This window comes from Janibacter terrae (assembly GCF_039636765.1).
Classification (GTDB): Bacteria; Actinomycetota; Actinomycetes; order Actinomycetales; family Dermatophilaceae; genus Janibacter; species Janibacter terrae.
In genome coordinates this window covers 225350-238584 of record NZ_CP144167.1, presented here as the reverse complement: position 1 = coordinate 238584, position 13235 = coordinate 225350, and the positions used below count along the sequence as shown (strand labels likewise).

Below are 13235 nucleotides of genomic sequence, written 5' to 3'. Positions count from 1 at the left end.
AGCTCGCCCTCGGCGCCCTCGCCGTGGGCGGGCTCCTCGTCCTGTCCCTCTTCACCGGCGTCTACGACATCTTCGGCGGGGAGCGCGGCGGCGAGATGTTCGCCATCACCCGCATCCCGCGCACGGTCGCGCTCGTCCTCGCCGGTGCCGCGATGGCGATGTCTGGCCTGGTGATGCAGCTGCTCACGCAGAACCGCTTCGTCGAGCCGACGACCACCGGCACCACGGAGTGGGCCGGCCTGGGGCTGCTGACGGTGATGATCCTCTTCCCGGGCGCCAGCCTCATGGAGCGGATGGTCGGGGCGGTCGTCGCGGCCTTCATCGGCACGATGGTCTTCTTCCTCTTCCTGCGCAGGGTGACCCTCAGGTCCTCGCTCATCGTCCCGATCGTGGGGATCATGCTGGGTGCGGTCGTGGGGTCGGTCTCGACCTTCGTCGCGCTGCAGACCGACATGCTGCAGAACCTCGGCATCTGGTTCGCGGGCAGCTTCACCTCGGTCCTGCGTGGGCAGTACGAGGTGCTCTGGGTCGTCGCCCTCGTGGCCGTCGCGATCTTCGTCGTCGCCGACCGGTTCACCGTCGCGGGGCTCGGCGAGGAGATCTCGACCAACGTCGGGCTCGACTACGACCGGGTCATCCTGATCGGCACCTGCCTCATCGCCGTCGCCACCGGGGTCGTCACCGTCGTCGTCGGCAACCTGCCCTTCCTCGGGCTGATCGTCCCCAACATCGTCTCGATGTTCCGCGGGGACGACCTGCGCAGCAACCTGCCGTGGGTCTGCCTGCTCGGCATCGGCATCGTCACGGTCTGCGACCTCGTCGGCCGCACGATCATCGCGCCCTTCGAGGTGCCGGTCTCGCTCATCCTGGGCGTCGTCGGGGCGGTCGTCTTCATCGCCCTCCTGCTCAGGCAGCGCCGTCGTGGCTGAGGCACCCGCACGGGCCCGCGTCACCCCGGTCACCACCGAGCCGGTGGTGACCACGGGCGGACGTGCGTCCGGCCCCCTTCCCACAGTCCGCGCCCGCCGGCGCTACCGGGTCGTCCTCGCCGTTCTCGTCGTCCTCGCCCTCGGCTCCGCCTTGGGGCACCTCGCCTGGGACAACCCGATGCCGGTCGGGTCGCGGGGCTTCTGGCTCGTCGCCGAGCTGCGGGCGAGCTCGCTCGTGGCCATGGCGGTCGTCGCCGTCTGCCAGGCGATCGCCACGGTGAGCTTCCAGACGGTGACGAACAACCGGATCATCACGCCCTCGATCATGGGGTTCGAGTCGCTCTACGTCGCGGTGCAGACCGCGGCCGTCTACTTCCTCGGCGTCGCCGGGCTGGGGATGATGACGGGGCTGCCGCAGTTCGTCCTGCAGGTCGCCGTCATGGTCGGCCTGTCGCTCGCCCTCTACGGGTGGCTGCTCTCCGGGCGCTACGGCAATGTGCAGATCATGCTGCTCATCGGCATCGTGATCGGCGGCGGGCTCGCGTCGGTGTCCTCCTTCATGCGGCGGATGCTGACCCCGAGCGAGTTCGACGTCCTCACCGCGCGGATGTTCGGGTCGATGGCCAACGCCGACCCGGGGTACTTCCCCGTCGCCGTCCCGCTGTGCGTCGCCGCGGCCGCGATGCTGTGGTGGCGGTCCCACCGTCTCGACGTCGTCGCCCTCGGCCGCGACGCCGCGACCAACCTCGGGGTCGACCACCGCCGCGAGCTGATGACGACGCTCCTGCTCGTCTCGGTCCTCATGGCCGTCTCGACCGCGCTCGTCGGGCCGATGACCTTCCTCGGGTTCCTCGTCGCCACGCTGGCCTACCAGTTCGCCGACACCTACGACCACCGCCGGATCTTCCCCGTCGCCGTGCTCACCGGCTTCGTCGTGCTCTGCGGGGCCTACGTCGTCATGAAGCACGTGTTCTACGCGCAGGGCGTCGTCTCGATCATCATCGAGCTCGTCGGTGGCACCGTCTTCCTCGTCGTCATCCTCCGCAAGGGGCGCCTGTGATCACCCTGACCGATGTCCGCAAGACCTACGGCAGCGAGGTGACGATCGGGCCGGTCGACCTCGAGATCCCGGCCGGGGGCGTCACCGCGCTCGTCGGGCCCAACGGCGCCGGCAAGTCGACGCTGCTGACGATGATCGGGCGCCTGCTCGACCTCGACGAGGGCAGCATCGAGGTGGCCGGCTACGACATCGCGAGCACCGCGTCCAAGGACCTGGCCAAGATCATCTCGATCCTGCGGCAGGAGAACCACTTCATCACCCGGCTCACGGTGCGCCAGCTCGTGGGCTTCGGACGGTTCCCGCACTCGCAGGGCCGGCTGACCGTCGCGGACGAGGAGGTCATCTCCCGCTCGATCGACTTCCTCGACCTCACCGAGCTCGAGGGCCGCTACCTCGACCAGCTCTCCGGCGGGCAGCGGCAGCGGGCCTACGTCGCGATGGTCCTGTCGCAGGACACCGACTACGTGCTGCTCGACGAGCCGCTCAACAACCTCGACATGCAGCACTCGGTGCACATGATGCGCCTGCTGCGTCGGGCAGCGACCGAGCTGGGCCGCACGATCATCGTCGTGCTCCACGACATCAACTTCGCCGGGCACTACGCCGACCGGATCTGCGCCGTCAAGGAGGGGCGGGTCGTCGAGTTCGGCACGCCGGAGGAGATCATGACCGACGAGGTGCTCACGCGGGTCTTCGACACCGACGTGCAGGTGGTCGCCGGGCCCAACGGCCCGCTCGCCGTGTACTACTGAGTCGCGGGGGAGTCAGCCACCGCCGGGCTCGACCTGCCGCGGCGCCACGAACCGCGCGCGGGGCGGACGGGCGTCGGCAAGGTGACGCCCCATCGCGGTCTCGGCGGCAACCGGGTCGCCGGCGACCACGGCCGCCCGGACGAGGTCCAGGTGCACCAGGAGCTTCTCGCCGTCGAGGCCCAGAGGGGCGATGTCGCGGTCCTGGAAGGCGATGATCGAGCCGCTCGCGAAGGCGACGAGCAGGGGGTTGTTGCTGCACTCCGCCAACCGTCGGTGGAAGTGCATGTCGTACCGCACCGCATCCTCCAGGCCGACCCCCCGGTCCGCCGGAGACAGCCCGAGCTGCTCGTCCAGTGCCAGCAGGTCGTGCAGCTGGGTGTCTGTCCGGCGTTGCGCGGCCAGCCGCGCCGACAACAGCTCCAGCTCGTCGCGGACCTCTGAGATCTGGTCGTAGGTCAGCTCCGCCCCGTCGAGCGCCAGGCTCATCCGACCGCTCAACCCGTCCGCGATGACGGCGGGGTCGATGTCCTCGACGATGTGCCCTCCCTTCGGCCCCCGGACCACCCGGATGGCCCCCTTGACGCGCAGCGCTCGCAGCGCCAGGCGCATCGTCGGTCGGCTCACTCCGTGGTTCTCGGCCATGACGTCCTCGGAGGGCAACCGGTCACCGGGGCGCAACGAGCCGTCGAGGATGGACTCCGTCAGCAAGGTCGAGATCTGCTGGACCGCGCTCAGCACCTTGCGGTTGAGTCGAGGGTCGAGCGGGCGCACCTCGACGGGAGTCGAATTGCCTTGGGGCGCAGGGGAACTCGGGTCCTCGCCAGTTCCGCGCATCATCGCGCAGCCACCTCTCGCTCACCAGACGACTGCCTGCAGGCTACTCGGTGCCGGCCGGCAGGCACCCGACCGTTCCGCTCCCCCTTACGGCAAGTTTTCTTCCTTTACGCCGGGCCGGACGTGGGACAACGTCATAGGCCTACCGGCCGTGACGAACCCCTTCGGTCGTCAGCCTGACAAGGAGCCTGCATGACCGTCACGCGTGAGACCTCGACGAGGTCCTGGTCCAACCTGGTCAAGCCCGACCGGGTCCATCGGGACCTGTACACCGACCCCACCGTCTTCGCCCGGGAGATGGCGGTGATCTTCGGGCAGACCTGGGTCTACCTCGCCCACGAGAGCCAGCTCCCCGAGCCCAACTCGTTCTTCCGCGCGAAGCTCGGCCTCCGCCCGCTCCTCATCACCCGCGACCGCAAGGGCGAGATCCGGGCACTGTTCAACAGGTGCTCCCACCGCGCCGCGACCGTCTGCCGCGAGGACTCGGGCATCGCCAAGCAGTTCCAGTGCCCGTACCACGGCTGGACCTTCCGCAACACCGGCGAGCTGGTCGGGGTGCCCTGGCCCGGGGGCTATGGAGAGGACTTCGACAAGTCCGAGCTCGGTCTCACGGCGGTCCCGCGCGTCGAGTCCTACCGCGGCTTCATCTTCGGCACCCTCTCGATGGACGCGCCGTCGCTGACCGAGCACCTCGCCGGCGCGACCGAATGGCTCGACTACTGGATCGACCGTGCGCCCACCGGGCAGGTCCAGCTGCGCAGCGCCGCCCACCGGATGGCCTACCGCGGCAACTGGAAGCTCGCCTTCGACAACGCCGGCGACGGGTACCACCCTGCGTTCTCGCACCGCTCGCTGCTCGACATGGCTGGTCGCCTCGGTGACAGCAAGGACATGGCCTACTTCGGCAAGAGCCCCGACGAGGGGACGATGACGGTCCGTCAGCTCGGCAACGGGCACAGCGTCATCGACCAGCGCACCAACTTCGCTGCCCCCGGCGACATCTGGCGCAACCAGCGTCCCCAACCGGGCCGCGAGTGGATCGAGGAGACCCTGCGGGAGCGGTACCCCGACGAGGCCGACCAGTACCTCGACCTGTGCTCGGGCTCGATGATCAACCTCAGCATCTTCCCCAACCTGCTGATCATCGGCAACCAGGTGCAGGTCGTCGAACCGCTGGCGATCGACCAGACCGAGCTCGTCTGGTGGGCCAGCACTGTCGAGGGTGTCCCGGAGCTGGTCAACACCATGCGCATGCGCACCCAGGAGGACTTCCCCGCCTTCGGTGAGCCGGACGACCAGGCCAACTTCGAGGAGGCCCAGATCGGCCTGGGGATCGGCGAGGTCGAGTGGATCCTCATGAACCGTGGGCTCGGTGTCGAGGGTTGGGACGGTACCGACGAGCACGGTCGCCGACTCAGCCCCGTGACCGACGAGCTGCACATGCGGGGGTACTACGCCGAGTGGACCCGTCTCATGGAAGGAGCCGGCCGATGACCGCCACCGACTACTCGGACACCTCCCGCTGGTCGTACCACGTCGACGAGGCCTGGTACGAGCGGCTCACCGGGTTCGTCGCCACCCTCGGCGAGGACTGGCCGATCGCCGACCCGACGACGACCGCGGAAGCGGCGGCCTACCTGCACCGGGAGGCGCGGTACGTCGACGAAGGCCGGTTCAACGAGTGGATCGACCTCTTCTCGGACGACTGCCTCTACTGGGTGCCGATCACCGCCGGTTCCGGCGACCCGCGTCGCGAGGTCAGCCACGCCTTCGACGACCGCCGCCGGCTCACCGACCGGGTGCACTGGCTGCGCACCGGCTTGGCCTACTGCCAGATCCCGCGATCGCGCACCCGTCGTCTGATCACCAACGTCGAGGTCCTCGACGACACCACCAGCGGGCTGCGGTTCATCCGCTCCAACGTCCTGGTCACCGAGTTCCGCGCCGGCGTCACCAAGCTCTACTCCGGATGGTGCGGCCACGTGCTGCGGCCGAAGGGGGAGGGCTGGGAGATCGTGCTCAAGCAGACCAACCTGCTCGACTCCGAGCACGGCCACGAGAACCTCACGTTGGTGCTGTGATGTCCGACGAGCTGCAGGACGCCATCGCACAGCTGCGGTCGGAGACGGAACGCCTGCGCCACCGGTGCGCCGCGCTCGAAGCCGTCGTCGAGCGCCAGGGACGGCGCCTCGTCGCGCTCGACGAGCTCGCCGTCCAGGTCCGGGCGATGCACTTCTGGGACCACTCGGTCTACGAGGTCGTCCCCGACGAGAGCTTCGTGGCGGTCGACCGGGACGAGGCCGTCGGGCTGCTCGGCGCCCTCGCCGAGGTCGACCACTGGCGCCCCTGGCACACCACGGTGGAGCACACCCGGTGACCGACGAGACGATCATCATCAGCCACATCGACACCCCCGACGTCGCGTGGATCATCGAGGAGCTCGACGCTCGCGGGATGCCGCACCGGATCGTGCACACCTTCGGCGGCGAGACCCTGCCCGACGACCCGCAGCGGGTCGTCGTCCTGGGCGGACCGACCAGCGTGTACGACGAGCTGGACGATCCTCCCTTCGTCGCAGAGATGGAGTGGACCCGCGCCGCGATCGACGCGGGCGCCCCCACCCTCGGCATCTGCCTCGGGTCGCAGATCCTGGCGCACGTGCTCGGCGGGGCGGCGGTGCCGGGCACGCAGGGTTTGGAGTACGGGCAGACGCAGGTGCGCCGCACCGACGTCGAGCACCCCCTGTCCGATGCCATGGACGGGACCTTCTTCTCGTTCCACAGCGACACCTTCGAGCCTCCGCCGGGGGTCGACATCCTCGCCACCACCGACCGTTACCCGCAGGCCTGGTCCCTCGGGAGCGCGCTGGCGGTGCAGTTCCATCCCGAGATCTCCCCGGACGGCATCCGGGACCTGATCGCCCGGGAGGGCCCCAAGCTGCGCGCGGCGGGGCTCGACGTCGACGCCATGCTCGCCGACGCAGAGGCCGCCGCTCCGACCTCCCGCGCCGCGGCGGCCGCCCTCATCGGCGGCTGGCTGGACCTCCCCCCTTGGACCCACCGGTAAGCCGGCCCACCTGCGGCCGGACGGCGACCCATCTCCCCACGAAAGAAGACCCACATGAGTGCAACCAGCAACTTCATCGAGCGGCACGGCATCTACTCGGAGGAGCAGCGCGCCGCGGCGAGCGAGCTCCTCGCGCGGATCGACGAGCTCGGTCTCGACGCGATCCGGATGACCTGGCCCGACCAGCACGGTCAGCTGCGCGGCAAGAGCATGTCTCGCGACGGTTTCGAGAGCGCGCTCAAGGGTGGCATCGAGATCACCATGGCGCCGTACTTCTTCGACACGGCCAACGGGATCGTGTTCAACCCGTTCTCGCCCGACGGCGGCTTCGGCATCCCCGAGCTGGCGGGTTCACCCAATGTCGTCATGGTCCCCGACATCCCGACCTTCCGGGTCCTGCCGTGGGCCGAGGGCACCGGCTGGGTGATGTGCGACCTGTACTCCCGCCACGGGTCCCCGTTCCCGTTCTCGCCGCGCTCGATCCTCAAGCGCACCCTCGCGGACCTCAAGAGCGAGGGGTACGACCTCGTCACCGGCCTGGAGATCGAGTGGTACCTCACCCGGCTGCTCGATGACAACGTGGTGAACGGTTCGCTCGGAGCACCCGGCATCGCCGCCGACGCCCCGATCGTCGCGCCGGTCGCCCGCGGGTACAGCTACCTGCTCGACGACCACCTCGACGAGATCGACGAGCAGCTGCGCCCGATCCGTCGCGCGGTCCAGGCGCTCGGGCTGCCGCTGCGCTCCACCGACGACGAGTGGGCACCCAGCCAGGTGGAGTCGACATTCGACGTGCTGCCCGGTCTGGAGGCGGCCGACTCGGTGACCCTCTTCCGGATGGCGGTCAAGCAGGTCGCGAAGCGCAACGGGCACCTGGCGTCGTTCATGTGCACCCCGGCGATCGCGGGCTTCTACGCCAGCGGGTGGCACCTGCACACCTCGCTCAACGATGTCACCGGCGCCAACGCCTTCGTCCCGGGGGAGGGCCAGGAGCTCTCGGACGTCGGCATGCACTACATCGGCGGGACCCTCGCGCACGCGCAGGCGGCCTCGGTCTTCACCACGCCGACCGTCAACGGCTACCGTCGTCGCCGTCCGTACTCCCTGGCCCCCGACCGGCTCACCTGGGGCAACGACAACCGGGCCGCCCTCATGCGGGTCATCTCCAACCCCGGCGACCCGAGCTCTCACGTGGAGAACCGCGTCGGGGAGCCGAGCGCGAACCCGTACCTCTACATCGCCTCGCAGGTCGCCGCCGGCCTCGACGGCATCCGCCGCAAGACCGACCCGGGCGCCGCGAGCATCGACCCCTACGCGGCCGACGTGCCGCAGCTGCCGCAGTCGCTCGGCAGCGCGATCGACGCACTCGAGAGCGACTCCTTCTTCCGGGAGGCCTTCGGCAGCAGCTTCATCGACTACCTGGTGACGATGAAGCGCTTCGAGGTGGGGCGGTACGAGGAGTGGGTCGCGAGCAACCCCGACCGGGAGGCCGACGTCAACGGCGTGACCGACTGGGAGCACCGCGAGTACTTCGAGAAGTTCTGACCCGCACAACCAAGGAGAACGATCATGATCACCGTCCGGCTCACGTCCCCCTCGGGCGAGCTCCACGAGGTCGTCGGCAGGCCCGGCAGCTCCCTCATGGAGACGGCCGTCAAGCACGCAGTGCCCGGCATCGTCGCGGAGTGCGGCGGAGCCTGCTCCTGCGCGACCTGCCACGTCTACGTCGACGAGGAGTTCGCGACGCAGGTCGGCGGAGCGGACGACTGGGAGGACGAGATGCTCGAGGAGGCCGTCGCCCCGCGGCGGCCGACGAGCCGACTGTCCTGCCAGATCAAGTTGAGCGAAGAGCTCGACGGGCTGTCGGTCACGATCGCTCCGGAGCAGGAATGAACGCCGGCGTCGTCATCATCGGCGGGGGCCAGGCGGGCGCCCAGGTCGCGCAGTCACTGCGCGAAGGGGGCTACCCCGACCCGGTCGTCATCGTCGGCGAGGAGGCGATCTCCCCGTACCAGCGCCCGCCGCTGTCGAAGGCGTACCTCGCCGGTGAGGCGGACCGGGAGAGCCTGGTCCTGCGGGACGACTCGTACTACGAGGCGCAGGACATCACGGTCATCACCGGTGACCGGGTCGAGGCGGTCACCCTCGAGCCCGGCGGAGGGGGCCGCGCCACCACGACCAGTGGCGCGGACCTCCCCTTCGCCCACCTGGTGCTGGCGACCGGCGCAGCGCCCCGGTCGCTCACCCTGCCCGGGTTCACCGGTGACGCGGTCCACGTCCTGCGGGACCTCGAGGACGCCGACCGGCTCGCCGAGGGCCTGGCGAGCGCGCAGCGGGTCGTCGTGGTCGGTGGCGGGTTCATCGGGCTGGAGGCGGCCGCCGTCGCTCGAGCCCGTGGGTGTGCGGTCACCGTGCTCGAGGCGGCGCCGCGGCTGCTCGGGCGGGCTGCACCACCGGAGATCTCGACGTTCGTGCAGCAGCACCATCAGGCTCGCGGGATCGAGTTCCATCTCGACGCGCGGATCGCCGGGCTGCGGCAGGCCGACGGCGGGCTCGAGGTGGTGCTCGAGGACGGCGCGAGCCTGCCGGCGGACCTCGTCGTCGTGGGTGTCGGTGCTGCCCCGCGGACCGAGCTCGCCGAGGCGATCGGCGCCGAGGTCGACCAGGGAATCGTCGTCGACGAGTTCGCCCGGACCACCCTGCCGGGTGTGTACGCCGCGGGCGACTGCACCAACGGCGGGCACGTCGAGTTCGTCGGTCGGATGGAGTCGGTCCAGAACGCCATCGACCAGGCCAAGACGGTCGCCGCGTCCATCCTCGGGCAGCAGCAGCCGTACGCGACCGTGCCGTTCTTCTGGTCGGACCAGGCCGATCTGCACCTGCAGATGGCCGGGATCGTCGGTCCGGGTGACGACTGTGTCGTGCGCGAGGGCGCTGATGACCTGGCGGTCCTCGCCTTCCGTGAGGACGGGAGCTTCCGCGGGGTCGCCACGGTCAACCGGCCTCGCGACTTCATGGTCGGGCGGCGGGCCCTGCACCACGGGCAGCAGCTCGACCGGACCCGGCTCGCCGACCCTGAGGTGTCGATGCGGGACCTGCTCCTGGGGTGAGGCCGTGCCGGCCCGCTCAGCCCGCCACCGGCTCCGACACCCGGCTGACCGGCTCCGCGACAGGGGCCAGCTCGGCACGGCGCTCGTAGGCCCACCCGGGTCCGCGCAGCAGGAACCCGAAGCGGTCGGCCCAGGTCGGGGCCGTGGCGACGTCCGTGGCGATGTCCCGCCACTCGTGCGTGGCGATCGTCCTGACGTCGAAGGTCTCGATGTTGCGGGTCAGCCCGTAGCGCACGCGTTCGACCTCGGGCTCGAAGGTCCCGAAGAGCTTGTCCCAAAGGATGAGGATCGAGCCGTGGTTGATGTCCAGGTACTGCCGCTGGCTGCCGTGGTGGGCCCGGTGGTGGCTCGGGGTGTTGAGCACCCGCTCAAGCCAGCCGATCGAGCGCACCGCCTCGGTGTGGATCCAGAACTGGTAGATGAGGTTGAGCGCCCGCGCGTCCTCGATGTACCTCGGCGGCACGCCGGCGAGGGCGAGCAGCCCGTACGGCACGGCCATCGTGAAGCCCTCGGCGACCGGCTGCCGCAGGGCGGTCGAGAGGTTGTAGCGCTCGCTGCTGTGGTGCACGACGTGCACGGCCCACAGCCAGCGCGACTCGTGGGACAGGCGGTGGTTCCAGTAGTAGATGAAGTCCCAGCCGGCGATCCCGAGCAGGTAGCTCGCCACACCCGTGCGCAGGCCGAAGGGGGCGAGCCGCGCCAGCCGCGTGGCCGAGGTCTGAGCGGTCCAGACGGTGGCGGCGGCGACGGCCGTCGAGGCGACCGCGGCGACGGCCGAGCCAGCGGTCAGGAGGCCGAGGGCGTCGGCGCGGGAGCGCACGGTGACCGGTGGTGCCGCGTCGGAGGGCAGGGTGCCGGCCTCCGGGAGGGTGCCGCCGTGCTCGCGGCGGCGGCGCAGGACGTCCCCGACCGTCGTGGCCGCGCCCGCGGCGGCGCCGAGGGCGAGGAGGGCGGTGCCCCCCTTCGTGCTGCCGGGGGTGAGGCGACGCAGGAGCGGGCCGGTGACGAAGGGGGTGACGAGGCTGCCGACTCCCATCGTCAGCGAGGCGATCGTGTCGCCCAGCTCGTAGTCGCCCGCACGCTCCTCGCCCGGTGCGGCCGGGTGCCGGCGCTGCCACCACAGCTCGGCGCCCATCGCGCCGATGAAGGCCGGGATGGCGAGCACGGTGAGGTCGGGTCGTGCCATGTCGGGGCTCCTTCGCCTCGGGACGGGACGAACTGACCATAGAGTCAGTTCGGGTCGGTGACAAGATGTGCCGCACCACGACAGGAGGTCCGGTGAGCACGATCGGGACGAAGGGGGTCGCCCGCGCCGAGCGCAGGCGGCAGCTCGTGCAGGCCGCCGTCGAAGAGCTCGGCCGCAAGGGCTACGACGGCGCCTCGATGACCGACATCGCCGAGCGGGCCGGCGTGTCCAAGGCGATGGTGCACAACGTCTTCGGGTCCAAGGCCGACCTCGCGGCCGCCTGCCTCGAGGAGGTCGGGCCCCCGCTCGTCTCCTCGATCGCCGCGGCCCAGACGGCCAGCGACCCGGGCCGGCGGGCGCAGGAGACCTTCACCGCCATCTTCTCCGCGATGGCCGAGCACCGGCACGCCTGGGCCCTCATCAACGACGAGACCCTGCCTGCCGGCTCCGCCGCCGCCGCGCTCGCCATGGACCACCGGGTCCGGCTGCGCACGATGGGCACGGTCGGCACCCGCGACGTGCTCGCCGCGGCGGGGCTCGAGGACCCACTCGACCACGACCTGCTCGACCACATCTGGGAGTCGATCGTCGACGCCGCGGTGACGTGGTGGCAGGAGCACGAGGACCACACCGCCGAGGACATGGCCGAGCGGCTCGCGCGACTGCTGGCCGTCGTCACGCTGCCCGGTGGGTGAGTCAGGAGCTACCAGTCTGCCGGTGCGGCGCGTGCACGGGCTTGGACTCCGCTGACCCGCGCTGCCGCAGCCAGATCGAGGCGAAGACGATCGCCGCGACGGCGAGGAACTCCGACTGCCAGTTCTGGAAGGACTCGAACCAGAACTGGCTCGTGGTCACGTACGACAACGCCCCGACGGGCTCGCCGCCGTGCTGGACCTGCTCCTCGCTGTAGGCCGCCGCCCCGCCGAGTGCGTGCAGGACGATGCTGATCAGGAACCACGCGAGGAACCACAAGCCCAGGGAGTGCTCGTAGAGGTGCAGCAGCCACCCACCGCGACGCACCGGTCCCGGGGCGTCGGGGTCGTGCGCATGGTCGCGCGGGTCCTCGTCGCCCTCGAACCCTTCCAGGGGCTTGGACTCCGAGGATCCGACCGTGACGAGCTTGGCTGTCAGGAGCACGTACATCCCCATCTGCAAGAACTCGGATTCCCAGTTCTCGAAGGCCGCTTCGACGAAGTCGGGCGTCTTGAGGTAGCCCAGGAGCGATGTGCCCGGCTGGCCGTGCTCCATCTGCGTCTCGTTGTAGACGCTGGTGCCGGCGACGACCATGCCCACGAGGAAGATCACGAACAGGGCGAGGTTGGCCAGCAGCAGCGCGTGGTCACGAATCCATGATCGGCTCATCTGGCCATGATGGTCCACTGCCTGCCAGATGCCCCGCCGAGGGCTTCGCGCGTCAGCTGCCGGCCATGCCCCACCGCACCAACCGGGTGGAGGTGTGGCCCGCGGCGCGGGCGAGCGTGAGCCGACCCCCGCGGGTCGCCGGCAGGTCGAGCATCTCGCCCGCCCAGGGCGGCAGGACCGAGAGGGCGCCGGCGGCGATGAGGGCGTATCCGGGACGAGCAGCCAGCGGGAGGGGCGGCTCGCGCAGGAGGAAGGTCGCCGCGTCCCGGGCCGCCTCGGTCACGACGAGCTCGGGCCGGTAGTCGGCGAGCTGGACCTCGAGCTCGGCCACCGACATCGGCAGGTCGCGGGCGCCGAGGCGGAGCGCCGGGACCGCGGTCTGGGCGACGTAGGTGTCCTCCTCCTCGACGGTGAGGGGCCGCGCCCCGAAGAGCTGGTGCGCGCGCAGGAAGCACCACACCTCCGCCACGTGCACCCAGCGCAGCAGGTGCGGGTCGTCCGCGGCGTACGGGACGCCCAGGTCGCTCGTGCCGCGCACGCGCGCGTGGACCGCCCGCACGACGTCGATCGCCTGCTCGGCGTGCTCGACCGTGCCGTACGTGGTCGTCGCGAGGTAGTGGCTGGTGCGCTGCAGCCGGCCCCACGGGTCGCCGCGGAACCCGCTGTGCCCGGCGACGCCCGCCATCGCCGAGGGGTGCAGCGACTGCAGCAGCAGGGCGGCGACACCCCCGGTGAACATCGACGCGTCCCCGTGGACCCGCCAGATCGGGTCCTCGCGGGTGAACCAGCGCGGCCCGGGGGTGTCCCAGATGCGGGCTGCGGCCTCGTGCGCGTCGGGGCCCGCGACCCGGCTGCGCAGCGCCGTGGCCAGACGTCGCTGCGCAGCGCCGACCGTCCGTGCGGTGAGGGTGCGGGGATCCGGGGCCACTCACTCAG

At 70.6% G+C, this 13235-nt stretch carries 15 protein-coding genes; 11 read left to right on the top strand and 4 right to left on the bottom strand.

What is annotated here, in order from left to right:
- Window positions 1-23: 23 nt before the first annotated feature.
- From V3C34_RS01220 to V3C34_RS01210, 3 genes are read left to right on the top strand one after another with little or no spacing between them, the layout of a single operon-like run.
- Window positions 24-929 carry an ABC transporter permease gene (locus tag V3C34_RS01220; protein WP_346007842.1) on the top strand — a complete coding sequence of 302 codons (906 nt, stop codon included), beginning with the start codon at window positions 24-26 and terminating at the stop codon, window positions 927-929.
- Complete coding sequence (locus V3C34_RS01215; protein WP_346007841.1) at window positions 922-1989, top strand: iron chelate uptake ABC transporter family permease subunit; 1068 nt, start codon at window positions 922-924, stop codon at window positions 1987-1989. Before V3C34_RS01220 ends, V3C34_RS01215 begins: the two co-directional genes overlap by 8 nt.
- Window positions 1986-2741, top strand: a complete 756-nt coding sequence (locus V3C34_RS01210) for an ABC transporter ATP-binding protein (RefSeq protein ID WP_346007840.1) — start codon at window positions 1986-1988, stop codon at window positions 2739-2741. Before V3C34_RS01215 ends, V3C34_RS01210 begins: the two co-directional genes overlap by 4 nt.
- Before the next feature lie 12 nt (window positions 2742-2753).
- Here V3C34_RS01210 and V3C34_RS01205 read toward each other — a convergent pair whose 3' ends face one another.
- A complete protein-coding gene (locus V3C34_RS01205) occupies window positions 2754-3512 on the bottom strand; it encodes a FadR/GntR family transcriptional regulator (protein ID WP_346007839.1) in 759 nt (252 codons plus the stop codon).
- Between the two features lie 255 nt (window positions 3513-3767).
- On the opposite strand from V3C34_RS01205, the gene V3C34_RS01200 reads away from it, so the two are divergent.
- Genes V3C34_RS01200 through V3C34_RS01170 form a run of 7 tightly spaced genes read left to right on the top strand, consistent with a single transcriptional unit; the run spans window position 3768 to window position 9751 of the window.
- Window positions 3768-5069, top strand: a complete 1302-nt coding sequence (locus V3C34_RS01200; RefSeq protein WP_338539223.1) for an aromatic ring-hydroxylating dioxygenase subunit alpha — start codon at window positions 3768-3770, stop codon at window positions 5067-5069.
- The gene (locus V3C34_RS01195; RefSeq protein WP_338539224.1) at window positions 5066-5656 is read left to right on the top strand and encodes an aromatic-ring-hydroxylating dioxygenase subunit beta; all 591 of its coding nucleotides are present in this window, start codon (window positions 5066-5068) and stop codon (window positions 5654-5656) included. Before V3C34_RS01200 ends, V3C34_RS01195 begins: the two co-directional genes overlap by 4 nt.
- Window positions 5656-5952 (top strand): hypothetical protein, encoded by a 297-nt coding sequence (locus tag V3C34_RS01190; protein ID WP_068328263.1) that lies wholly within the window; start codon window positions 5656-5658, stop codon window positions 5950-5952. The genes V3C34_RS01195 and V3C34_RS01190 overlap by 1 nt, the downstream gene beginning before the upstream one ends.
- Window positions 5949-6641: a type 1 glutamine amidotransferase gene (locus tag V3C34_RS01185; RefSeq protein WP_346007838.1), complete on the top strand. Its 693-nt coding sequence runs from the start codon at window positions 5949-5951 to the stop codon at window positions 6639-6641. Before V3C34_RS01190 ends, V3C34_RS01185 begins: the two co-directional genes overlap by 4 nt.
- Before the next feature lie 54 nt (window positions 6642-6695).
- Window positions 6696-8186 (top strand): glutamine synthetase family protein, encoded by a 1491-nt coding sequence (locus tag V3C34_RS01180; protein ID WP_346007837.1) that lies wholly within the window; start codon window positions 6696-6698, stop codon window positions 8184-8186.
- Window positions 8187-8210: 24 nt separating this feature from the next.
- Window positions 8211-8534: a 2Fe-2S iron-sulfur cluster-binding protein gene (locus tag V3C34_RS01175; protein WP_346007836.1), complete on the top strand. Its 324-nt coding sequence runs from the start codon at window positions 8211-8213 to the stop codon at window positions 8532-8534.
- On the top strand, window positions 8531-9751 hold the full coding sequence (locus tag V3C34_RS01170; RefSeq protein ID WP_346007835.1) for an NAD(P)/FAD-dependent oxidoreductase: 1221 nt from the start codon (window positions 8531-8533) through the stop codon (window positions 9749-9751). The genes V3C34_RS01175 and V3C34_RS01170 overlap by 4 nt, the downstream gene beginning before the upstream one ends.
- Before the next feature lie 16 nt (window positions 9752-9767).
- On the opposite strand, the gene V3C34_RS01165 is transcribed toward V3C34_RS01170, so the two are convergent.
- On the bottom strand, window positions 9768-10937 hold the full coding sequence (locus V3C34_RS01165) for a sterol desaturase family protein (RefSeq protein WP_346007834.1): 1170 nt from the start codon (window positions 10935-10937) through the stop codon (window positions 9768-9770).
- 92 nt (window positions 10938-11029) lie between these two features.
- On the opposite strand from V3C34_RS01165, the gene V3C34_RS01160 reads away from it, so the two are divergent.
- Window positions 11030-11632 carry a TetR/AcrR family transcriptional regulator gene (locus V3C34_RS01160; protein WP_346007833.1) on the top strand — a complete coding sequence of 201 codons (603 nt, stop codon included), beginning with the start codon at window positions 11030-11032 and terminating at the stop codon, window positions 11630-11632.
- 1 nt (window position 11633) lies between these two features.
- Here V3C34_RS01160 and V3C34_RS01155 read toward each other — a convergent pair whose 3' ends face one another.
- On the bottom strand, window positions 11634-12299 hold the full coding sequence (locus tag V3C34_RS01155) for a DUF6766 family protein (RefSeq protein WP_346007832.1): 666 nt from the start codon (window positions 12297-12299) through the stop codon (window positions 11634-11636).
- 52 nt (window positions 12300-12351) lie between these two features.
- Window positions 12352-13227 (bottom strand): oxygenase MpaB family protein, encoded by an 876-nt coding sequence (locus V3C34_RS01150; protein WP_346007831.1) that lies wholly within the window; start codon window positions 13225-13227, stop codon window positions 12352-12354.
- Between the last annotated feature and the right edge of the window lie 8 nt (window positions 13228-13235).